Source organism: Erwinia sp. V90_4 (assembly GCF_029967685.1).
In the GTDB taxonomy this organism is placed as follows: domain Bacteria; phylum Pseudomonadota; class Gammaproteobacteria; order Enterobacterales; family Enterobacteriaceae; genus Erwinia; species Erwinia aphidicola.
Window position 1 is genome coordinate 56872 of the sequence record NZ_JASCAQ010000055.1, and the last position, 22554, is coordinate 79425.

The 22554-nt window shown below is 57.5% G+C and carries 24 protein-coding genes and 1 other RNA gene; 13 read left to right on the top strand and 12 right to left on the bottom strand.

The window, feature by feature from the left end; translation table 11 throughout:
- Positions 1-8: 8 nt before the first annotated feature.
- The 10 genes from cybC (at position 9) to QLG07_RS16085 (ending at position 8371) form a co-directional block, all read left to right on the top strand.
- Complete coding sequence (gene cybC, locus QLG07_RS16040) at positions 9-395, top strand: cytochrome b562 (RefSeq protein WP_048917366.1); 387 nt, start codon at positions 9-11, stop codon at positions 393-395.
- 301 nt (positions 396-696) lie between these two features.
- Complete coding sequence (locus tag QLG07_RS16045) at positions 697-1035, top strand: glycine dehydrogenase (RefSeq protein WP_048917365.1); 339 nt, start codon at positions 697-699, stop codon at positions 1033-1035.
- Positions 1036-1187: 152 nt separating this feature from the next.
- Positions 1188-1547 (top strand): SFCGS family glycine-rich protein, encoded by a 360-nt coding sequence (locus QLG07_RS16050; RefSeq protein WP_048917364.1) that lies wholly within the window; start codon positions 1188-1190, stop codon positions 1545-1547.
- On the top strand, positions 1547-1846 hold the full coding sequence (locus QLG07_RS16055; protein WP_048917363.1) for a DUF4312 family protein: 300 nt from the start codon (positions 1547-1549) through the stop codon (positions 1844-1846). Before QLG07_RS16050 ends, QLG07_RS16055 begins: the two co-directional genes overlap by 1 nt.
- Positions 1847-1880: 34 nt before the next feature.
- Complete coding sequence (locus tag QLG07_RS16060; RefSeq protein ID WP_048917362.1) at positions 1881-2657, top strand: DUF4311 domain-containing protein; 777 nt, start codon at positions 1881-1883, stop codon at positions 2655-2657.
- A gap of 13 nt (positions 2658-2670) precedes the next feature.
- Entirely contained in the window at positions 2671-3315 is a 645-nt protein-coding gene (locus tag QLG07_RS16065) for a DUF4310 family protein (protein WP_048917361.1), read from the top strand.
- A gap of 45 nt (positions 3316-3360) precedes the next feature.
- Complete coding sequence (locus QLG07_RS16070; RefSeq protein ID WP_048917360.1) at positions 3361-4494, top strand: amidohydrolase/deacetylase family metallohydrolase; 1134 nt, start codon at positions 3361-3363, stop codon at positions 4492-4494.
- A complete protein-coding gene (locus QLG07_RS16075; RefSeq protein WP_133624844.1) occupies positions 4478-5614 on the top strand; it encodes a DgaE family pyridoxal phosphate-dependent ammonia lyase in 1137 nt (378 codons plus the stop codon). Before QLG07_RS16070 ends, QLG07_RS16075 begins: the two co-directional genes overlap by 17 nt.
- Positions 5611-6351 (top strand): KDGP aldolase family protein, encoded by a 741-nt coding sequence (locus QLG07_RS16080; protein WP_282469656.1) that lies wholly within the window; start codon positions 5611-5613, stop codon positions 6349-6351. Before QLG07_RS16075 ends, QLG07_RS16080 begins: the two co-directional genes overlap by 4 nt.
- Before the next feature lie 109 nt (positions 6352-6460).
- Positions 6461-8371, top strand: a complete 1911-nt coding sequence (locus QLG07_RS16085; protein ID WP_048917357.1) for a PRD domain-containing protein — start codon at positions 6461-6463, stop codon at positions 8369-8371.
- A gap of 202 nt (positions 8372-8573) precedes the next feature.
- On the opposite strand, the gene dolP is transcribed toward QLG07_RS16085, so the two are convergent.
- From dolP to QLG07_RS16105, 4 genes are read right to left on the bottom strand one after another with little or no spacing between them, the layout of a single operon-like run.
- On the bottom strand, positions 8574-9146 hold the full coding sequence (gene dolP / locus QLG07_RS16090) for a division/outer membrane stress-associated lipid-binding lipoprotein (protein WP_048917356.1): 573 nt from the start codon (positions 9144-9146) through the stop codon (positions 8574-8576).
- 9 nt (positions 9147-9155) lie between these two features.
- Positions 9156-9746 carry a DnaA initiator-associating protein DiaA gene (gene diaA / locus QLG07_RS16095; RefSeq protein WP_048917381.1) on the bottom strand — a complete coding sequence of 197 codons (591 nt, stop codon included), beginning with the start codon at positions 9744-9746 and terminating at the stop codon, positions 9156-9158.
- An 18-nt stretch (positions 9747-9764) separates the two neighbouring features.
- On the bottom strand, positions 9765-10157 hold the full coding sequence (locus QLG07_RS16100; RefSeq protein WP_048917355.1) for a YraN family protein: 393 nt from the start codon (positions 10155-10157) through the stop codon (positions 9765-9767).
- Positions 10115-12148 (bottom strand): penicillin-binding protein activator, encoded by a 2034-nt coding sequence (locus QLG07_RS16105; RefSeq protein ID WP_282469657.1) that lies wholly within the window; start codon positions 12146-12148, stop codon positions 10115-10117. The genes QLG07_RS16100 and QLG07_RS16105 overlap by 43 nt, the downstream gene beginning before the upstream one ends.
- Positions 12149-12210: 62 nt before the next feature.
- On the opposite strand from QLG07_RS16105, the gene rsmI reads away from it, so the two are divergent.
- Positions 12211-13074, top strand: a complete 864-nt coding sequence (rsmI, locus tag QLG07_RS16110; RefSeq protein WP_282469658.1) for a 16S rRNA (cytidine(1402)-2'-O)-methyltransferase — start codon at positions 12211-12213, stop codon at positions 13072-13074.
- A 48-nt stretch (positions 13075-13122) separates the two neighbouring features.
- On the opposite strand, the gene QLG07_RS16115 is transcribed toward rsmI, so the two are convergent.
- Genes QLG07_RS16115 through kbaZ form a run of 8 tightly spaced genes read right to left on the bottom strand, consistent with a single transcriptional unit; the run spans position 13123 to position 20987 of the window.
- Positions 13123-15009 carry an enterotoxin gene (locus QLG07_RS16115; protein ID WP_282469665.1) on the bottom strand — a complete coding sequence of 629 codons (1887 nt, stop codon included), beginning with the start codon at positions 15007-15009 and terminating at the stop codon, positions 13123-13125.
- A 9-nt stretch (positions 15010-15018) separates the two neighbouring features.
- Positions 15019-15894, bottom strand: coding sequence for a tagatose-bisphosphate aldolase subunit KbaY (gene kbaY / locus QLG07_RS16120; protein WP_282469659.1), 876 nt, complete (start codon positions 15892-15894; stop codon positions 15019-15021).
- A 12-nt stretch (positions 15895-15906) separates the two neighbouring features.
- A complete protein-coding gene (locus tag QLG07_RS16125) occupies positions 15907-17046 on the bottom strand; it encodes an SIS domain-containing protein (RefSeq protein WP_187498065.1) in 1140 nt (379 codons plus the stop codon).
- Between the two features lie 52 nt (positions 17047-17098).
- Positions 17099-17533: a PTS galactosamine/N-acetylgalactosamine transporter subunit IIA gene (gene agaF, locus QLG07_RS16130; RefSeq protein WP_187498064.1), complete on the bottom strand. Its 435-nt coding sequence runs from the start codon at positions 17531-17533 to the stop codon at positions 17099-17101.
- A 14-nt stretch (positions 17534-17547) separates the two neighbouring features.
- Positions 17548-18420, bottom strand: coding sequence for a PTS N-acetylgalactosamine transporter subunit IID (gene agaE, locus QLG07_RS16135; protein WP_282469666.1), 873 nt, complete (start codon positions 18418-18420; stop codon positions 17548-17550).
- On the bottom strand, positions 18410-19189 hold the full coding sequence (gene agaW / locus QLG07_RS16140) for a PTS N-acetylgalactosamine transporter subunit IIC (RefSeq protein ID WP_282469660.1): 780 nt from the start codon (positions 19187-19189) through the stop codon (positions 18410-18412). Before agaW ends, agaE begins: the two co-directional genes overlap by 11 nt.
- Positions 19190-19198: 9 nt before the next feature.
- Positions 19199-19672, bottom strand: a complete 474-nt coding sequence (gene agaV, locus QLG07_RS16145; RefSeq protein ID WP_282469661.1) for a PTS N-acetylgalactosamine transporter subunit IIB — start codon at positions 19670-19672, stop codon at positions 19199-19201.
- Between the two features lie 22 nt (positions 19673-19694).
- Positions 19695-20987 carry a tagatose-bisphosphate aldolase subunit KbaZ gene (kbaZ, locus tag QLG07_RS16150; RefSeq protein WP_282469662.1) on the bottom strand — a complete coding sequence of 431 codons (1293 nt, stop codon included), beginning with the start codon at positions 20985-20987 and terminating at the stop codon, positions 19695-19697.
- Positions 20988-21221: 234 nt separating this feature from the next.
- On the opposite strand from kbaZ, the gene QLG07_RS16155 reads away from it, so the two are divergent.
- Both QLG07_RS16155 and rnpB read left to right on the top strand, forming a co-directional pair.
- A complete protein-coding gene (locus QLG07_RS16155) occupies positions 21222-22031 on the top strand; it encodes a DeoR family transcriptional regulator (protein ID WP_187499157.1) in 810 nt (269 codons plus the stop codon).
- Between the two features lie 58 nt (positions 22032-22089).
- Positions 22090-22469: RNase P RNA component class A (gene rnpB, locus QLG07_RS16160), an RNA gene on the top strand.
- The last annotated feature ends 85 nt before the right edge of the window (positions 22470-22554 follow it).

Genomic DNA, 22554 nt, shown 5'->3' on the forward strand with positions numbered 1-22554 from the left:
CTGAAGCAATGCGTAAATTAATGTTTGCAATGTTGAGTGGTTCGCTGTTGTTATCCAGTTTCGCCGTGCTGTCGCAGGATCTGGAAGGCGATATGGATATGCTGAAAGGCGGCCTGCGTACGGTGCAGAAAACCGACGATAAAGCCGAAATGATTAAAGCGCTGACCGATATGAAGGGCGCAGCTGAAAACGCTAAAACCCAGACGCCGGATAAGCTTAAGGGCCAGTCGGCAGACAGCGCGCAGATCAAAGACTATCACGCCGGGCTGGATACCCTGATTGGACAGATCGATACCAGCCTCAAGCTGGCCAATGACGGGGACCTGAAAGGCGCGAAGGAAGAAGCGAAAAAAATGGCTGAAACCCGCGACGCCAATCACAAAAAGTTCCGCTAACGCTCAGGGCCGGGAATTATCCCCGGCCCTGATTAAATCCGTCATAGGTTTTTCCTCTATTTCCTTCTGCTGGACGCTTTACTCTGCTGCTGTTTTCTCTGCCTCTGCATAAATTGCGCAAAATAGTCTTTATTTTGTGATTTAACTCTCATTTTATAATTATTGATGCACGGTCTGATGTTTTTTGCGACCTGGCTCGTACCCCATCCGTTTATTTCCGCTTGCTGGCGGAAAAAGTCGTTCTCCACAGCACCTCTGCGCAGCGGTAGCTTATAACCATTGCAAAAAGGGGGGGACGAACGTGAGTAATGGAACGGGGCCGAGTGTGGCAACAGAGCAGGATGATGAGATTCAGGCGCTGGCCGCACGGGTGATGGGGCAGATTGCCGACCTGTTTGCGGCCAGGGCAATACAGCCCAACCCGGTACAGCAGCAGATGCTTACCTCCCACGTGCGGGCGATGGCGCTGCGCTCGCTGACCGGTGAGGCGCTACCCGAAGTGGAAGCTGACCTGTTTGACGATATTTCGCCAGAATCCATGCTGCTGGCACAGCAGGTGGTCGATCTGTTCGGTAACCTGCCGAAAGAGGAAGCCTGGCTACTCTCCGTGCATTTCGAAGTCGCCAAAGAAAACCAATAGTGTGCCTGGTTTACTTGCCATTTTGGGATTGGGCAGTGCTCAAAATCCTCACGTACTACGTGTACGCTCCGGTTTTTCCGCGCTGTCCGCACCCAAACTGACTGCGCCACCGACGGCACGAGTAATCACTCTATAAATTAAAGGAATACACCATGTCTCAAATCATCGTAGTGATCGGCGATCGTTTAGGTAAAGGCCAGAAAGTGGCAGCAGGTATCGAGAAAGCGGGCGGTAAAGCCATCGTGGTTCCTGGCGTGGCAGCGGATATGAAGCTGGGCGACGTGATGAAAGCGGAAAACGCCAACTTCGGTATCTCCTTCTGCGGCAGCGGCGGCGCAGGTGCCATCACCGCACAGAACAAATATGGCTATAAAGCCAAACACGGCATGCGCTCCATCGACGAAGGCGTCACCGCCATCAACGAAGGCGCTACCGTGCTGGGCTTCGGCTTTATGGATAAAGAAGAGCTGGGCGAGCGTCTGGTGCAGGCGTGGCAGAAGAAGCACGGCTGATGAAAGAGCAATTCACCACCACGGTGAACGTCAGCGGCAAGGGCGACAGCAAAGCGAAAGCCTTTGCCGACGCCCTGAGCCGGGTGCAAAACACGGTGCTCAAGTCCACCAGCAATATCCTCCTGCGTATTGAGCCGGTGGATGTGAAGGTGCTGCGTGCCGAACTGCGCGTCAAAACGGAAAAGTTTCTGTTCTTCTTTCTGGCGCGCGAACGGCGAACCTACAGCGTTGAGCTGGCGATCACCGTCAACGTCGCGGTGGTCGACACCGACAAGGTGGATTTCACCGCGGTTAACTAAAAACGTTGGGATATAAATCCAAAGGAAAAAACTGATGTTTTTAATCATCTTATTTAAGTCGTTGATTATTGGCGGCCTGGTCGGAGTGGGCGTCGGTGCCGGGGCAGCGCGTATGTTCCACGCCCCGACCACACAGGGCATGGGCGCATTTCGCACACTGGGTGAACTGAATTCCTGTGAGGGCGACCCGGCTTCTCACTTCTCCTTCGGCCTTGGCTTCTTCTTTAACGCCTGGGCCTCCTCCGTGGCGGCAGGTTCGTTCACTCAGGACGTTGACCACCGCATCATCCCCAACTGGGGCGCGGCGGCACTGATGGTGAAAAACCGCAACGTGGCGGAAACCCTGCATAACCCGAAAAAGATGGCGATTGCCTGCGGCATCATCGGCATGATTGTGGTGGCGTTTCTCAACTCCACCGCCTCTGCCGTGCCTGCTGCGCTGCAGGTCACCGCGGTGAAAGTGCTGGTGCCTGCGGCTAACCTGCTGGTGAACACCGTGATGCCGGTGATCTTCTGGCTGGCCGCCATCGACGCCGGTAAGAAATCGGGCTTCTGGGCCACCATTTTCGGCGGCCTCGCGCAGCTGATTATGGGTAACGCCGTGCCGGGCCTGGTGCTGGGCATCCTGATCGGCAAAGGGGTGGAAGAGGCGGGCTGGAACCGCGTCACGAAGGTGATGATGATCGCCATCGTGCTGCTGTTCGTGCTGAGCGGCTTCTTCCGTGGCTTCGACATGAAGCTGTTGCAGTCCTTCCAGCTTGGCGTGCCCGGCTGGATGGAGATGATCCACAACTCCCTGAGCGGCAAATAAGAGGACAAGGGTAATGGAAGAGTCAAAAAGCGGTTTCTGGTATGCCGACTGGTCGTTCCCGATCTTTGTCGGTCTGCTCTCTGCCGGGGTGTTCGCCGGTACGCATATGTATTACGTCTACGGCCTGGGCGCGTTTAACGAGGTCGCGTTTGTTTCGATGCTGCGTTCCGGCATGGAAACTGGCGTCTACGGCGCGGTGGCGGCATTTGGTGCCAGCTTCCTGTTTGCGCGCATTATCGAAGGTTCGCTGGTCGGGATTCTCGATATTGGCGGCGCGATCCAGACCGGTATCGGCCTTGGCGTGCCGGCACTGCTGCTTGGGGCAGGCATCGTCTTCCCGGTAGCCAATTTCGCGGCCTCGCTGGTTACCGGCCTGGCGCTCGGCCTGGCGGTGGGTTACATCATTATCCTGGCGCGTAAGTTCACCATCAACAACAGCGACTCCACCTACGGGGCCGACGTGATGATGGGCGCGGGTAACGCCTCCGGCCGCTTCCTCGGGCCGTTGATTATCCTGTCGGCAATGGCCGCTTCGATCCCCATTGGCCTCGGCTCGCTGGTGGGTTCACTGCTGTTTTACCTGTGGAATAAACCGATTACCGGCGGCGCTATCCTCGGCGCCATGGTGCTGGGGGCGATCTTCCCGGTGGCGCTGTAACCAACTTGCGCGGCGGCAGGACGCCGCCGCGCTCAGGAGTCTGCAATGTATGATCTGATTATCCGCCGGGCGCGCCTCAGCGATGGCACCCTCAGCGATGTGGCGATTCGCGCGGGCAAGATTGCCGAAATCGGGCAAATCGACGGCCCGGCACAGCGCGAGTGGGACCTGCACGGGCGCTACTGGCTCAGCGCGGGCTGGATTGATTCACACGTTCACTGCTACCCCAAATCGCCGATTTATCACGATGAAGCCGACCGCATTGGCGTGGAAACCGGCGTCACCACGGTGGTGGACGCCGGCAGCACCGGCGCCGACGATATCGACGATTTCTACCAGCTGACGCGCAGCGCCAGCACCCAGGTTTACGCACTGCTCAATATCGCCCGCAGCGGCATTCTGACGCAGAACGAGTTAGCGGATATGGCGCGCATTGACGCCGCAGCGGTACAAGCCGCGCTGCAGCGCCTGCCGCAATTTATTCTCGGCCTGAAAGCGCGTATCAGCAGCAGCGTGGTAGAGCACAACGGCATTAAGCCGCTGCAGCGCGCCAAGGCGATGCAGCAGGAGAACGGCGGCCTGCCGCTGATGGTGCATATCGGCAATAATCCGCCCAACCTCGATGAAATTGCCGACCTGCTGAGCAGCGGCGACATCATCACCCACTGCTATAACGGCAAGCCGAACCGCATTCTGACGCCGCAGGGCGAGCTGCGCGCCTCGGTTAGCGCTGCGCTCAAACGCGGCGTGCGCCTCGACGTTGGCCACGGCAGCGCCAGCTTCAGCTTCGAAGTGGCGCGCGTGGCGATTGCGCAGGGCATTCTGCCGCACACCATCAGCTCCGATATCTACTGCCGCAACCGTCTGAACGGCCCGGTGTATACCCTCGCGCACGTGATGTCGAAGTTCTTCTGCATCGGCATGACGCTGCCGCAGGTGATCGACTGCGTTACCGCGCACGCCGCAGACGGCCTGCGCCTCGCCGGTAAAGGGCGCCTTGAAGTCGGCTATGACGCCGATCTGACCATTTTCGACGTGCAGCAGGAAAGTGCGCTGTTCACCGACTCAGACGGACAAACGCTGTCCGGTACAACGCAGCTGGTGCCGCTGGCCGCTGTGGTCGCCGGTCAGGCATTCGTGACTAACGAAGGGAAGAAACGTAATGACTTCAGTAAATGAGCTTTCTATTTATGAGAAATATCATCTCAAGCAGGTGATCAACGCCTCCGGCCGCATGACCATTCTCGGTGTGTCGACCCCGAGCGCGGACGTGGTGGAGACGGTGAGCTATGGCCTCAATCACTATTTTGAAATGAAAGATCTGGTCAACAAAACCGGAGCCTATATTGCCGGGCTGCTGGGTTGTGAAGCGGCGGTGGTGGTCTCCTGCGCTTCGGCCGGGATTGCGCAGTCGGTAGCGGCGGTTATCGTTAAGGATAACGACTGGCTGCTGGAAAATCTGCACGCCGCACCGCTGATGGTGCCGCACGACATCGTGCTGCCGAAGGGCCATAACGTTAACTACGGCGCGCCAGTGGGCACCATGGTGGCGCTGGGCGGCGGCAAGCTGGTGGAAGCGGGCTACGCCAACGAGTGCTCGCCGCAGCAGCTCTCCGCCGCGATCACCCCGCAGACCGCCGCAATCATGTATATCAAATCGCATCACAGCGTGCAGAAAAGCCATCTCAGCGTGGAGCAGGCCGCCGTGGTGGCGCGTGAACACGGCGTGCCGCTGATTGTGGATGCCGCCGCCGAGGAGGATTTGCAGGCTTATTACGGCTTTGGTGCTGACCTGGTGATCTACAGCGGCGCAAAAGCCATTGAAGGGCCAACCAGCGGGCTGGTGATCGGCAAAGCGCAGTACGTTGAGTGGGTGAAGCGCCAGTCGAACGGCATTGGCCGCGCGATGAAGGTCGGCAAAGAGGGGATCCTCGGCCTGACGCAGGCGATTGAAAACTATCTGCGCGTGGAGAAGACCACCGGCGCGCAGATGGTGGAGAAGATGACGCCGTTTATCGACAGCTTAAACCAGCTGGCGGGCATTCAGGCGCGCACGGTGTGGGATGCCGCCGGGCGTGATATCGCCCGCGCTGAGATCCACTTCGACGAGGCGGTGATAGGCCGCACCACCGGTGAAGTGGTGCAGGCGCTGAAAACCGGTGCCATCGCCATCTACTTCCGTGGCTACAAGGCCAACGAAGGCATTGTTGAAGTCGACGTGCGCAGCGTCTCTGCCGAACAGCTGCACACCATTTTTATCTGCATCAGAGATCTGTTAACCGGAGAAGCACGCGCATGACACTGAAACCGAAATTTTACCGCGACCGCGTCTGCCTGAATGTCCTCGCCGGTTCGAAACAGAATGCCAGCGACATCTGGCAAGCCGCAGAAGGCCACGTGCTGGTTGGCGTGCTGTCGAAGGACTACCCGGACGTGGCGAGCGCGGTAGCCGATATGCGTGATTACGCGGCGCTGATTGATAACGCGCTGTCGGTCGGCCTCGGCGCGGGCGACCCGAACCAGTCGGCGATGGTCAGCGCGATTGCCGCTGAGGTGCAGCCGCAGCACGTCAACCAGGTGTTTACCGGCGTCGCGACTTCGCGCGCGCTGCTTGGCCAGTCTGACACCGTGGTCAACGGCCTGATCTCGCCGACCGGCACGGTTGGCAAGGTGAAGATCTCCACCGGGCCGCTCAGCTCGCAGCAGGCCGACGGCATTGTGCCCGTCGCTACCGCGGTTGCGCTGCTGAAGGATATGGGCGGCAGCTCGGTAAAATACTTCCCGATGGGCGGCCTGAAGGCGATCGACGAGTTCAAAGCGGTGGCAGAAGCCTGCGCCGCGCAGGGGTTCTGGCTGGAGCCAACCGGCGGCATCGATCTCGATAACTATGAAGCGATCCTGCAGATCGCGCTGGATGCGGGCGTCAGCAGGATCATCCCACATATTTACAGCTCGATTATCGATAAACAGAGCGGGCAGACGCGGCCGCAGGATGTCGCCACGCTGCTGGCAATGACCAAAAAGTTAGTCGGTTAATACTGACCGCGCCCTGGGATTATGCCGGGGCGCGCTACTTTCCCGCAGTGAATTCCGTTAGCCTGCAACAACCCGCTAACAAGGTCGACTATCTAAAGAAGAGCGCTCCGTGAGATTCCCCAACCAACGACTGGCCCAGCTGTTTGATCTGCTACAAAACGAAACGCTGCCGCAGGACGAGCTGGCGCGGCGCTTCGACGTATCCACGCGCACCGTGCGCAGCGATATTAACGTGCTCAACGAACTGCTGGCCGAGCACGGTGCCAGCTTTGTGCTAAGCCGTGGTGCGGGCTATCGGCTGGAGATTGCCGATGCGCGCCGCTACGCTCAGCTGCAGCAGCAGTCACCTTCACATCTGCGCGTGCCGCGCACCTCTGCCGCCCGCGTGCACTATCTGCTCACCCGTTTTCTCACCTCGGCTTTTTCCCTCAAGCTGGAAGACCTGGCCGACGAATGGTTTGTCAGCCGCACCACGCTGCAAAGCGATATGGCCGAGGTGAGAGAGTGGCTGGCGCGTTATCAGCTGGCGATTGAAACCAAGCCGCGCTACGGCATGAAGCTGTTCGGCCCCGAAGTGGCGATGCGCACCTGCCTGACCGACCTGCTGTACCAGATTGCGCAGGAGGACAGCGACAGCCCGCTGCTACAGCTGGAGGCGCTTAACAGCGGGATGCTCACCACCCTGCAACCGCTGCTGCAGCAGTGCCTGTCGCGCTTTAATATCCGCCTGGCCGACGACGGCGAGTTTTATCTGCGCCTCTACTGCGCGGTGGCGGTGCGGCGCATTGGCGAGGGCTACCCGCTGACCGACTTCAGCGCGGAGGATGTCGATGATGAGGTGCGCGACGCGGCGCGCCACATCGTTAACCTGATGCGGCCGATTGTCGGCAAGGCGATCTCCCCGGCGGAAGAGGCCTACCTGCGCGTTAATATCGCCGCCCGCCGCGTGGAAGAGATTGCGCCCAGCGCCATCAGCCCGGACGACGGCGATTCGCTGGTGGATTACATCCTCGGCTACATCAACACCCACTACAACTTCAACCTGCAAAATGACCCGCAGCTGCGCGCCGACCTGCTGACGCATATCAAAACGATGATCACCCGCGTGCGCTATCAGATCCACATTCCCAATCCGCTGCTGACCAACATCAAACAGCACTATCCGATGGCCTGGGACGTGACGCTGGCGGCGGTTTCCAGCTGGGGCAAATACACCCCGTACACCATCAGCGAAAACGAGATTGGCTTCCTGGTGCTGCATATTGGCGTCGGGCTGGAGCGCCACTACAACGTGGGCTATCAGCGCCATCCGCAGATCCTGCTGGTGTGCGACACCGGTAACTCCACGGTGCGCATGATCCAGGCGATGCTACTGCGCAAATACCCGCAGATCGTGGTGAACGGCATTATTACGCTGCGCGAGTACGAGCAGCTGGCGAGCGTGGACGAGGACTTTGTTATCTCCACCGTGCGCCTTAGCGACAAGGATAAGCCGGTAGTGGTGATGTCGCCGTTCCCCACTGAGTACCAGCTGGAGCAGATCGGCAAGCTGGTGCTGCTCGATCGCACCCGCCCCTACATGCTGGAAAAGTTCTTCGATGCCAGCCATTTCCTGATCCTCGATCGGCCGCTGGACCGCAGCGCTCTGTTCCGCCAGCTGTGCGGCGAGCTGGAGCAGGAAGGGATGGTGGATGAGACGTTTTACCCGTCGGTGGAAGAGCGTGAAGCCATCGTCAGCACCATGCTCGGCGAAGGCATTGCGCTGCCGCACTCGCTGGGGCTGCTGGCAAAGAAAACCTGCGTCTATACCGTGCTGGCACCGGAGGGCATCGCGTGGGGGGATGAAACCGCATATGTGATTTTCCTGCTGGCGATCAGCAAGACGGAGTACGAAGAGGCGATGGCCATCTACGATCTGTTCGTGACGTTTATGCGCGAGCGGGCGATGACAAGGCTGCGCGACAGCGCGGATTTCGCCAGCTTCAAGGCGGTGGCAATGGATTGTTTAAGCCGGTTGTAGGGGCCGACCTTCTTTTCCGGTCGGCCCGTATTGAGGATTTGTACGGTATTACGTAGGGGCCGACCTTCTTTTCCGGTCGGCCAGTATCGAGGATTTGCACGGTATTACGTAGTGGCCGACCTTCTTTTCCGGTCGGCCAGTATTGAGGATTTGCACGGTATTACGTAGTGGCCGACCTTCTTTTCCGGTCGGCCCGTAAATCTTATTTCAAAATGGTAAACGCGGTGGTGACGTGTTTCACGCCGCTCACCCGGCTGGCGATATCCGCAGCCGCTTTCGCTTCTGCATCCGTCACCAGACCCAGCAGGAACACTTCGCCATTCTCGGTAGTGACTTTCACATTCGACGATTTCACCTGATCGCTACCCAGCAGCTGTGAGCGCACTTTGGTGGTGATCCAGGTATCTGAAGATGCCGTGCCGAAGCTGACTTTGTCGCCGGTACGGATCTCGTTATACACCTCGGTTGCGCCATCCACGCCCACGGCAATCTGTTTTGCACGCAGCGCCAGATCGGCACTCGGTGACTGCCCGGTCAGCAGCACTTTACCCTGATAAGCGGTGGCAACAATGTGCGCGCTCTGTTTGATCTGCTCATCTTTCGACAGCGCGTTCGTGACGCGCAGTTCCAGCGTGCCGTCATCAACCTGTGTACCAACGGAACGCGGGTCAGTGGCGGATTTGGTCGCCACGGCCGCACTGCCAACAACCGCCGCGACACAGCCCTGTAGCATCAACGCGGTAAGGATAACTGCACATGCAGATAATGCCTTCATTTAAGCTCCTTAAACATCCTGGTGGGGAAACAAAGTGTTATCTATTAAATCGCACAGACAATTCACGGTGAGCATATGCATTTCCTGAATTCTCGCACTGCGGTGGGAAGGAATGCGGATCTCCACATCCTGCGGACCCAGCAGACCGGCGAGCTCGCCGCCGTCGTAGCCGGTCAGGGCGATAATGGTCATATCGCGGGTGACCGCTGCCTCTACGGCTTTGACAATATCACGGCTGTTGCCGCGCGTTGAAATCGCCAGCAGGATATCGCCGGCATGGCCTAAAGCGCGCACCTGTTTGGCGTAAATCTCTTCGTGCAGGCGGTCATTACCAATGGCCGTCAGCAGCACGTTATCCGCACTCAGCGCAATGGCGGGCAGGCTTGGGCGCTCGGTCTCAAAACGGTTAATCATGCTGGCAGCAAAATGCTGGGCATTGGCGCTGGAGGTTCCATTACCACAGCTCAGTATTTTGTTGCCATTGAGCAGCGACTGTACCATGGTCATCGCCGCACGTGAGATGGCATCCGGCAGCGCTTCTGCCGCCGCGATTTGTGTTTGAATACTTTCCGTAAAACAGACTTTGATTCTTTCCAGCACGTCATTCACCTGGTCTAGTTATTCTGCTGTAAACGCATTGGGTAACCATTCCACCTGCTCGCCGGTGATCGCTACCACATCAAAACGACAGTCGGCGGTGTCAAAACTCTGCCCGCGACCGTTAAGCCACAGCGCTGCTGCACGCAGCAGCTTCAGCTGTTTACTGCGGGTGACGCTGGCCGCCGCGCCGCCAAAGCGGTCACTGCTGCGGTAGCGCACCTCGACAAATACCCACGTTTTGCCATCGCGCATGATCAGGTCAATTTCGCCTGACCGGTAGCGCACGTTAGCGGCGACAAAACGCAGGCCTGACGTTTCCAGCAGGCGGCGAGCCTGACGTTCACGGCTCGCCCCTTGCTGCTGCCGGCTTAGTTGGCCGGAACGATCTGTCCCTGACGATACTGGCTCCATACTAACTTCCTGTTAATCACGCAGTCCTGATCCGCGCTCAGACTGCCGGTGTCGCCCTTAACCTGGAAGCCCGGCAGCGTGCGCATTTCGTTAAAGTGGTTCGCCAGTGTCCAGGCATCAATGCCCATCGCGTAGAGGCGCACCAGCGAGTAGTCGTTGTTAAACATCTTCGCCGCCTGCTGCATCAGCGCCGGGTTGGCACCGGAGAGCAGCGGAGCATCGCTGAACTGCAGGCCATCCACTTCCAGACGGTAGTCCGGGCCGCCGCCTGCCTGATAGCTGCGCGAGCTGGCATACAGGCCCACATTATCACGGCTGCTGACGCGCATGGAGATCATCGGCTTAATCAGTGCCAGTTCATCCTGCGTGGCGACGATATACACCGAGTCAACGCTGCCGCCGCTGGTGGTGGCCGCCGTCGGTTCAGCGACCGGGGCCGGGATCGTCAGGCCGCCAATGGTAACGCCCGCGGGCTGTTCAGGCTGCACGTTAACCGGCGTACCGCTCAGACGGATACCGGCACCGCTGTTGATCCCCTGCTTCAGCTCTGCGGTCGAACCGAACTGCTGCTGCAGCACGGTGCCGCCGCCAAGCTTCTGCCACTCAGCGGCAAAGGCTTTATTCACGCGGTCGCCGAGTGAGCTGCGCGGCACCAGCAGCAGCGGTGCACGTTTGCCCTGGTCCCACATATGATGCGCGGCATCACGGGCTTCGTCTTCAGGAGAAAGCGCAAAGTAGCAAATATTCGGATGGTTCTGGATGGTTTCCGGCTCGTTAAGCGCCAGAACGTTGAGGGTCGTCTGGCTGGCTGCCAGCTTTTCGACGTTGCTTTTCAGCAGCGGGCCGACCACCAGCGTAGCGCCGTCTTTTTGTGCCTGCGCCAGCACCTGCTCAATCGGCTGGCTGCTGGTGTCATAGACCTGTACCTGCGCGCTGGACGGCGGCGCGGTTTCGACGCTGTTAGCTGGCGCGGACTGCGGCTGCACCTGCTGTGGCTGCGCAGCGGCGGCATCGGTTGGCGCAGCAGAAGGGCTGACTACGGCGTTAGGATCGGCCGGGGTTACGGCATCCGCAGCGGCAGCCTGTGGCGCTTCAACCGGTGCCGCAGGGGCGGAACCCTGTGCCAGCACGCCGTTTTTCGCGTCGTTAAAGCCTTTCTGAATGGCGTTAGCAAACACCTGCGCCTGGCCGCTCAGCGGCAGCAGCAGCGCGATTTTGCCGGTGGAAGCGGGCTGGAAGTTCTGCACCTGGCTGAGCGCGGTCGGCAGCATTTTCGCCGCCGGGTTATTCGGATAGCGCGTCTGCCAGTCGCGGATCCCGGCTTTCAGCATATCCGGGTCGTTGCTGTTGGCCCGGTAAACGCCGGAGAGATCCAACCAGCCCTGCAGTACGTTTTCATCCGCGTTGATGTTCAGGCTGTTGAGCTGCTCAGGCGTCATCTGACTCAGCGCCTGCCAGGTGGCATCAATATTCTTCTGCTTGTCTGCCGGGTTGCTCAGCAGCGGCTCCTGGGCAATATAGGCGCGCAGCACTTCCAGCGACGGGCGACCCTGGCTGGCGGCGATCAGCAGCTGGTAGTAGCGGGCCTGCTGATCTTTCGACAGACTGCCGATATCAATCTGCTTCAGCTGGTCAGCGGCGGCGGGCAGATTCTGCTGCATCACGCTGAGCTGAGCCTGCAGCAGCTGGCGCTCCTGCTGCTGGGTGGCGTCCAGGTTCTGCGGCAGCTGGGAGAACTGATCGCTCGCCTGCGGCACCTTGCCTTCGTTCAACAGCGCTCTGATTGCGAGTAATTGCCAGCCAACCTTGTTATCATCTGCGCTTTGCTGCATCTGCTGCAGGTAATAGTCAGAGGTGCCAGTTGCGGCTCCCTGCACATTCGCCTCGGGCGTTTTTGGAGCCTGGCCGGTACATCCGGCAAAAATCAGGGCGGCCAGCAGAAGCGGTACCGTGCGTAGCGCTTTGCGCTGAAGAACTTTCGAAGGAAGCATACTGTATCCAGTGATGTTTTTTTCAAGATGCTCAATATTAAATCGGCAATTCGGATGAAACAATGAAACAACACGATCGGGCAGATATTTCTGCCAGCACGCTCTATATCGTTCCCACACCCATCGGTAATCTGGGCGATATCACCCAGCGGGCACTGAAGGTGCTGGCGAGCGTCGATCTGATCGCAGCGGAAGATACACGTCATACCGGACTGTTGCTACAACATTTCGCCATCAATGCGCGCCTGTTCGCACTGCATGACCATAATGAACAGCAGAAAGCGGAAGTGCTGCTGGCGAAGCTGCGCGAAGGGCAGAGCGTGGCACTGGTTTCTGATGCCGGTACGCCGCTGATCAACGATCCCGGCTATCACCTGGTGCGCCTGTGCCGTGAAGCGGGCATTCGCGTGGTGCCGCTGCCGGGCGCCTGTGCCGCGATTGCCGCGCTGAGCGCCGCGGGCCTGCCGTCGGATCGTTTCTGTTACGAAGGGTTTCTGCCGGCGAAAAGCAAAGGCCGCTGCGATACGCTGCGCGCGCTGGAGCAGGAGCCGCGCACCCTTATCTTCTATGAATCCACCCACCGCCTGCTCGACAGCCTGCAGGATATGGTGACGGTACTGGGTCCCGAGCGCTATGTGGTGCTGGCGCGTGAAATCACCAAAACCTGGGAGTCGATCCACGGTGCGCCGGTGGGGGAGCTGCTGGCCTGGGTGCAGGAAGAAGAGAACCGCCGTAAAGGTGAGATGGTGCTGATCGTTGAGGGCTACCACCAGGCGGAAGAAGAGGCGCTGCCGCCGGAAGCGCTGCGTACCCTGGCGCTGTTGCAGGGCGAGCTGCCGCTGAAGAAAGCCGCCGCACTGACCGCCGAGATCCACGGCGTGAAGAAAAATGCGCTGTATAAGTATGCGCTGGAGCAGCAGGGGTAACGATGTTTTCAGGCTAGCTTAGGGGCGAGGCACGCCTCGCCCGTCTCCTCATTTCGCACTGGCCTCCACTACCAGCGTCTCCAGCGGTTGCAGGGTGATAACCACCGCTTTGTGGTAATCTGCGGGTAGCGAAGCATTACGGCCATATACTGCGTTTAGCGTAAAGCGAGTGTTCTGGCCATCCGGAACTTCGAAGCTCTTCATCAGGTCTAGATAAAAATCCTGTGGTTTATCTGAGGGATTACGCAGGGCAAAAATTGACTTCTGCTGGCTCCACGACGCCCAGCCGTAAATCTCCAGCAGGGTTGGGTCGCCGCCAATCCAGTGAGTATCGACCAACACATTGCTGTTTGCCCGAGACCAATTTGCTGCCTGCGCCAGCGTATCCCACTTGCTGTCATTGAGCATTGACGGGGTGATATACATCTCCTGCAACTGTGTACCGGTGGCAAAGTAGCTCCATGTCTGGTCAGCAAAGTCGCTATCACTCTGCACTTTTTCCAGCCCGAAGTAGGCGTGTTCTGCACTGACAATGCCGTGATACATCAGCGAGTTCAGTGGAAACAGCGGGCCTTTTCGCACAATCGAACGGTAGGTTTCCGCGTCACGATAGGTGATCCACTGCTGCACTGGCGACCCTTTACCGTAGACGTTGATATCATCTCCCTGGCGCCAGATGGCGTCGGCATAGAACAGCCAGGACGGGCTGGCATCGGTGCCGGTGGTCAGATTAATAAACAGATTTTTATTCGCCGCGCGCATGTTCTTAATTAGCTCAATGGATGCATCAAAGTCTGAGGCATACTGGCTGCCCTTAAGCCAGGTGTTGGCGTTGCCCATACCGTCGAGCTTGAACGAGGAGATGTGCTCATTTTTGATAAGAGAGAGCACCTGCTGATTAAAGTTACGGAAATAGTTCGGGCCGGAGAGCGCGAACTTGCCGTCCACCGTTTCGAAACCGTTCTCCTTTGCATGTGACACGCGAATATCGCGCGGTTTGTGATAGCCGCCCCACGGCGAAAGCCACAGGCCGACGGAGGTGTGCAGGCTGTCTGCTTTCGCTTTGACCGTGGCGAACCCGTTGCTGAATGCCGGGCCGAACAGCCACTTGCCGCTGCGATCATCCCAGCCATCATCCAGCAGAAATCCGTCCAGCTTCACGCCGCGCTTTTTCACCAGCTCATTCGCATAAGTGTTCATGCGGTCGAGCACCTCTTGTTCCGTGTAGGTGGTGAAGAATCCGATATCCATCCAGCTGTTGTAATGCAGATAAGGTTGGTACGGGCGCGGGCGCAGTTGGTTAATAAACAGATTCACACTGCGGCGCAGTTGGTCCGGGCTGGTGAAGGTGCCGAACCAGGTGGTGTAAGCCAGCGGTGCTTCCGGTTTAACCGGCGTTTTTAGCGCGATGTTCAAATTGGTGGTGGTTTCGTAGGCGTAAGTATTGACGATCGGCTTGTCCGGCAGCATGTAGAAGCTGTCTGCTATAATAGGCGAGCTGTTTATGGCTCCGTCAACGAACGGGGCCTGTGCCTGGCCTTTGGTAGGGAAGAAGGTCATTTTTGCCAGCTCGCGCGGCTGGCCATTGGCGCGGAGGGTATAGTCAATGCTGAGGTATTTTCCCTTTACGCTGTTCAGGATCACACTAACGGAAAAATCACTGCGCTGATAATCAAGCCGTATCGCCTCCGCTGTACTTACTACTTTATTCAGCCGGAAGTCAGCGGTATGCAGCACGCTTTCATCGGGTAACGTGAGAAAAAATAGCTCGCTGGGGGCAAGTTTATGCTGCGAATGTCTATCTGTTATCACCACGGCAGAGTCGCGGTCATTGAACGACAGCGCGATATTTTCATTGGCTAACTGATAGTCAGCGGCAAACGCGCCGTTGCTTATCAGCAATAACAGACAACTTTGCGTCACAGTTTTCATCAGATGTCCTTGTTATCCGGCAATCGCTTCGGGGATCAGTTTACCCGTGGAGCCGCAGACGCTAATTTTGCTGCGCACGACTGCTTTCATTGCTTCCATACCCACGCGCATGTAATAGCGCGGGTCGTTGCCCTGCGGATTGTCGGCAAACCACGTTTTAACCGCATCTGAAAAGGCAATTTTCAGCTCGGTGGCAACGTTCACTTTGCATACCCCCAGCTGAATGGTGCGCCGTACATCGTCGTCCGGCACGTCGCTGGCGCCGTGCAATACCAGCGGGATATCGACCACGGCGCGGATCTCTGCCAGGCGCTGAAAATCAATCTTCGGTCGTTTAACGTACAGCCCGTGTGCTGTGCCAATCGCAACGGCCAGGCTGTCGATACCGGTGAGGGTGACGAAGCGCTGCGCTTCCTGCGTATCGGTCAGAAATGCGTTCTCCTCATTAACGCTCATATCATCCTCAACGCCGCCCAGCCGCCCTAATTCCGCTTCGACGCTACAATCGTGGCGGTGGCAGAAATCCACCACGGATTTCACCAGCTGTACGTTTTCATCGAGCGGGAAGTGGCTGCCGTCAATCATCGCACTGCGCACCCCTGCATGGACCTTACGGCTGATGTCCGCTAGCGTTTCGTGATGATCGAGATGCAGCGCCAGCGGCATGCGATAGCTGGTGGAGTAGGCATCACACAGAGCGTAAATTTCGGCAAAGGCAATATGGTTAAAAGTGCCCGGTGTCCCGGCGAGGATCACCGGGGAGTCCATTTCCCGGCAGACCTCCAGAATCGCCTGGATGGTTTCTGCGTTATGAATGTTGAACGCCGGGACCGCATAGCCTCGGTTCTGCGCATCCTGCAATAGATACTTGGTGGAAATAATGCTCATAAGCTAATCCTCTCAGCTAATCCAGGGATGAATCACCACACCCTGTACCACGCGGTTTACGGTCCCGCTGGCGGAAGGGCTGTCCGGGGTAATTCCAGCGTTAAGAGATTCGTTGAGGGCAAAAATCTGCGCGTACAGCAGGAAGCAGAATGCCTGCTCAACATCGAGAAATTCGCGGTTTGCTGGCAGCAAAATATGTGGGCCAGCTTCTACTTCCGTGCTGCTTTCAGCCGCGATAGCCACCACCCGACGTGCCTGGCGGTCGCGGTGTAGTTCGGCCAATAAATCGAGGTCATACTGGCGGGTGTACGGGTGACTGGAAACCATCACTACTACCAGCGTTTCTGCATTGACCAGCGATTTTGGCCCGTGACGGAAACCTGCTGGCGTATCCCAGAACGCCGCCAGTTTGCCCGCTGTCAGCTCCAGGACCTTCAGCGCGGATTCACGCGCGATGCCCTGTAATCCCCCGCTACCGAGGTAAACAACGCGCTCGAAAGGCTGGTCGCCAAACACGCCAGCGCTGAAATCACCCTGCTCAGCAATAATCTGCTCGGCGCGATCGGCAACGGCACGGAAGGTATCGCTGTTGATGATCTGTGGTGCAAACACCGACAGACAGCTGACCATCATACTGGTGATGCTGCTGGTCATGGCGAAGCCGCGATCGTGAGTTTCGGCAGGCATCAGCAGCGCGAATGCACGCTCGTTAGCACAAGCAGCCTGATACAGGCTGCCAGCTTCATTGCAGGTAATCGCCAGGTGGTGGCAGTTTTGCCGCTGCTGATTAGCCAGCTCGACCGCAGCCACGCTTTCCGGGCTGTTGCCGGAGCGGCCAAAGGACACCAGTAACGTTGGTTCCTCCGGTAGCAGATAGTCCATCGGGTTAGTGACAAGGTCGGTTGTGGCAATCGCCTGCACATTTTTTCCACAGTGGTGCGCCAGAAAAGGCGCAATGCTGTCACCGATGAAAGCGGAGCTGCCCGCGCCGGTGAGAATAATTTTCAGGTCAGGCTGTCTGAGCAGCGGGGCAAGAAAGGCATCAACCTGCCCGCGCAGGCGATCGAGGTTGTGCAGCGCCCGCAGCCAGCTGGAGGGTTGCTGGCGGATCTCTTCTTCCGTCCAGCTGTGGGATAAATTATCAGGTTTCATAACAGCGTCCTTATCATAGTGATGTCAGTAAATTGCCAGAGTAGCGGCAGGCTCATATCCCTTCTTCCACGATGCCGCTGATGCGATGACGTGCCAGCTCGTCGACCAGGCTGGTTAACCCCCGGTGGCCGCATTCAAGTGCCAGCTGACGAAACTCATCGCTTTTCAGACCGTCGCGTTCGAGCACCATTTCCAGCAGTAATTGCAGATTGATCCCGGTGATGACTTCGCACTCCGGTTGCCGTAGTGCCAGGGTGGAAGCGACGCGAAACGGCGTGCCGCCCAGTAGGTCGGTGAGGAATACCACTCCCTGATGCAGATCCAGCTGTTGCAGCGCGGCTTCAAACTGACGGGTGAGCAGGGCGGTGGAGGAGCTTTCCGGAAAATCGATGGCAATAAATTGCGGTTGTGTGCCGAGGATCTGCTGCATCGCTTGTTCCAGCCCGCTAGCAAAACCGCCGTGGCCGCTGAGAATAATGTTCAACATGTTCTGCTCCTCAGTTACAAGAAATGGGCAAACTTTCCGACGATGCCCAGCATCACGGTGAGGCAGATAAGGCGCAGCGGGCTCCAGCCACGGCGCACCAGCGCGTACATCGTCAGGGTGTAAACCAGCGGCAAAAAGGCGGGCATCAGTTTGTCGATAACCTCGCTTTGCAGCTTCACCAGCGCATTCCCGGCGCTGATTTCAAGCGTGGTGGACAGGCGAACGTAGGTGGCGACCAGCGCACCAATCACGGTCATACCGACGATCGAGGCGGCATGGCTGACTTTGCGGGTATTGGCTTTGATCAGCGGAATGGCGGCGACGCCCATACGCCAGGCATAGTGCGCCAGACCAAAGCGTAGGCTGAGATGCACCACGTTAAACATCAACAGGAACAACAACGCGCCGAGGATTGAACCCTGCAATGCCAGGCTGGCTCCAATGCCGCCGCAGATTGGCAGCAGCGTCAGCCAGAACATTGCATCGCCGATGCCGCCGAGCGGTGCACCGACGGCGATTTTAGTGCTTTGAATGCTGTTAACGTCCTGTTTGGAACGCTCCATCGCCAGCACAATGCCAATAACAAAAGTGACCAGGAACGGGTGGGTGTTGAAAAAGCCCATATGGCCTTTCATTGCCCGCGCCAGATCGCGCGGGTTACGGTGGATTTTTTTCAGCGCCGGTAACAGGCCATATAGCCAGCCGCAGGCCTGCATGCGCTCATAGTTAAATGAGGCTTGTAACAGCATTGAGCGCCATGCCACGCGGTTAATATCCTGCCGGGTCAGCTCTGCGCCAACGCTGCTGTCTTCGTAACAATTTTCATCGTCGTGGATGAGAGGCGCTGAGGTCTGGTCGGCTGCCAGAGCCTGAGTATCAGATACCATCATTGAATTCCTCCTGCTGAGAACGTTCTGCCGCTGCGGGCGGGTCTTTACGCATTAACTCAATCAGCGCCAGTGCCAGCGCTGCTGCGGCAATCGCCAGCACTGGAAGCTTGAGCCAGGCAGCGCAGACAAAACCGATAATAAAGTAGGGGATGTAGATGTTTTTCATCATGATTTTAAGTAACACGGCAAAGCCAACGGCGGGCATGATGCCACCGGCGATGCCCAGCCCGTCGATCAGCCGGGTCGGCAGCACGGCAATTGCGCTTTTTGCGTGCTCGGCACCAAACCAGACAGGCAGGAAAGCACAGAGAAAATAGAAGGTGCCGAGTGCCAGCAACGCCAGGTAGTTGATGCGCTCAATGCCACGGGTGTCAGCCTGCTCCGCCATGCGATCGGCTCTGGACATCACGCCGGACATCACCGAGAACAGGAAGGTAATTCCCATCTGTACCGCCACGGCAAACGGGACCGCCACGCCAACTGCCACCTCGGGTTTCACGCCAGTGGTAATGGCGAACGTAGTGCCGACGATAGTGCCAATAATCACATTCGGCGGCTGTGCACCCGCCAACGGGGCCAGGCCCATCCATACCAGCTCCAGCGTGCCCCCGGTGAGGATGCCGGTGTGTAGATCGCCGAGGATCAGGCCAACCAGCGGCCCGAGCACCACCGGGCGGTGCATGTGGGTTAGGCCATTGAACATATCCAGTCCAGCGATAAAAGCCAGAACGCCCAACGCCAACGCTTGTAATAAGCTGATTTCCATTATTTTTCCTCAGATTAGTGAGTAGAGATCCTGCGCTGGCTCGGTGGGCACACCCTGGACATAACAGGCCACCCCTTGTTGCTCCAGCGCGTGAAAGGCGGCGATATCCTGGGCGTCAACCGAGACGGTTTTTGCTATCTGATTTTTACCGAGGCTGTAGTGCATATTGCCAACATTGATGCGTTTTACCGGCACGTTACCCTTTACCAGGGTGAGAAAGTCACGGGGGGTTTTGCACACCAGCAGGATTTTTTGGCGCTCAGCGGCGCGGTGAATGTTGTCGATCACCTTTTGCAGTGACCAGAATCTGACTGCAATGCCTTCGGCCAGCACCATCTCCATCAGGTTTTGCTGCACGCTGTCTGTGGCTACCTCATCGTTGGCGACCAGCACCAGATTCGCCCCGGCAAACCCAACCCACTGCACCCCAACTTGGCCGTGGATTAGGCGTTCATCAATACGGCTCAATACAATGTTTGGCATATTTTTCCCTCTTAACATTGTTTTAAACGGACGTCTGCACTTTCTGACATGCGGCGTGGTATTGGCGCAGTACGTCCTGGATATGATCGATGATCAGTTCATGCGCGGTGGCTGCCAACTGACCGGCGCGAATTCTGGCGTACTGAATCGGCAGGTACTGACTGATCAGTGGTAGCGGGATAACTTCATCTCCCAGGTTGTGCATCAGCCGGGCATAGGCTTCATCAATCTGTCGATCGGGCCAGTAGTAGCGCACGCGGTCAGAGAAGCTATAGCCACGCGCCAGACGTAGGGCGGCACCGTCACCGTGATAGTGTTGTTGCCAGTGTTCGGGATGCTCGAGCATCACGTTTTCCAGCACCTGGCGCAGGCCGGAACACTGATAAACCGGGCGAGTTTCCCGTTCTATAGCCGCCAGTGAAAACAGCGCTTCACGCAGGGCAAACGTCAGCGCCGGGCCGACTTTCAGAATGGAAAAATGATGGCGCACCAGATGCTGCAAAGCCTGGGGGGTCTGGTAGTCAGTGGAGTGGGCCTCAAACACCATGGTGTCCGATGCGGCAATAACCTCGCTGAGCGCCAGCGATTTTTCAGGCTGATAATCAATAACCTGAGTGTGGTCGAACTCGACGCCCGGCTGAACCACCAGACCGATGATGCGCGGCCACAGGTCGCTCAACCCCATCTGCTCAAAGGCATGGCGATGCGCTTCCAGCGTGGCTTTGGCCGCCTGTGGCGTGGTGACAGCTAAATCATTCAGCTGTTCGTGCGCGCCGCCGGGGACGGGCACTTCAGTCCCGATTACGTAAACCAGATCGTCTGCTACGTCCTGCTCGCGGGCGGTTTGTTCAGCAATGCGCGCCAGCCGCGCTGCTCGCCCGGCAACAATCTCATCGGTTAATGGTCGTGGATCATCGGCACAGGACATACTGCAATCCAGATGGATCTTGTTAAAACCGGCTGCGACATAACTGCGGATCAGTTCATCAGCGTGATCCATCGCCTGCACGGCAGGCTTGTCCTGCCAGCGGTTCGGACCCAGGTGATCGCCGCCGAGGATCAGCGAGTTTCGGGGGAAGTGGTGCTGGTCGGCCAGCCGCTGCACAAAACTGCGGAAGTCGGCTGGGGTCATGCCGGTATAGCCGCCATATTGATCCACCTGGTTAGAGGTCGCCTCAATCAGCAGGAAGGCTTTGGCGTCTCTGGCGTGACGCATGGCCGCTTCTAACACCAGTGGGTGTGCGGAACAGACGGCAAAGATGCCGCAGGTGGGGTCCTGTTTGTGCTTAGCGACAAACATGATGAGATGATTCATTTTTACTCCCTGTCGATAGACTTTTTACCTTTCGATTGCTTTCAGACACTAGATTAATTGAAAATAAAAAGGAAACGAAGATTTTTAAAGTGAGATCTGTTTCGCAAAAGAAATTAAATGAAAGCTGTTTTGTGGTGAATAATAACGTTTAAGGTTAAAACTTGCTTTTCCTTTAAAAAAATACCTTAATGAAAAAAAAGAAATGAAGTGAAGGGTTACGAAAAAGGAGTATCAATGAGCAGTATTGACCCTATGACGGATAAGCGCGTCATCACTACCAGTGAAAGACGTGAGCAAATCATCCAAAGGCTGCGGCTGCAGGGAAGCGTCCAGGTTAATGATTTATCTGTCTTATATGGAGTTTCAACAGTGACGATCCGTAACGATCTGGCTTTTCTTGAAAAGCAGGGCATCGCTATCCGTGCTTATGGTGGTGCGCTGGTCTGTGACCCGGCGAACCCGGTTGCGGAGCCTTCACTGCAGGATAAGAGTGCGTTAAATACCGCGTTAAAATGCGCCATTGCCCGCGCCGCCGTTGAGCTAATCAAACCCGGACATCGGGTGATCCTTGACTCGGGCACCACGACTTACGAAATTGCGCGCCTGATGCACCAGCACCAGCAGGTGATTGCGATGACTAACGGTATTAACGTGGCCAATGCGCTACTGGCAGCTGAAGGTGTTGAGCTCCTGATGACGGGCGGGCATCTACGCAGGCAGTCGCTCTCTTTTTATGGCGAGCAGGCCGACCAGTCATTGCAAAATTATCATTTCGATATGCTGTTCCTCGGTGTGGACGCTATCGATCTGGAACGCGGAGTCAGTACCCATAATGAAGATGAAGCGCGTATCAATCGCCGCATGTGTGAGGTAGCAGAGCGCATTATCGTGGTGACCGACTCCAGCAAGTTTAATCGTTCCAGCCTGCATAAAATCATTGAAACCCAGCGTATTGACATGGTGATCACCGATACAGGCATTCCGACGCAGTCCCTGCTAGGACTGCGTAAAGGGGGCATTGAGGTGGTGCTGGTTGGCGAATAGTCATATCACTCGCCAGCCTGACGTGACAACCTGGTGAAAACCCTATACACTGCGCGCCGAAGCTGACCAGACAGTCGCCGCTTTGTTGCCGTCCTCCTTCGGGGGAGACAGACAGAGGGGAGGAAAGTCCGGGCTCCATAGGGCAGGGTGCCAGGTAACGCCTGGGGGGCGCAAGCCCACGACCAGTGCAACAGAGAGCAAACCGCCGATGGCCCACGCAAGTGGGATCAGGTAAGGGTGAAAGGGTGCGGTAAGAGCGCACCGCGCGGCTGGCAACAGTTCGTGGCACGGTAAACTCCACCCGGAGCAAGGCCAAATAGGGGTTCACCAGGTACGGCCCGTACTGAACCCGGGTAGGCTGCTTGAGCCAGTGAGCGATTGCTGGCCTAGATGAATGACTGTCCACGACAGAACCCGGCTTACCGGTCAGCTTCGAACTCATTCAATGAAAAACCCCGCTTCGGTGGGTTTTTTTGTTTTTATGCTTTTGACCCCGTAGGGTCGAGGCCTGCCTCGACCGGGT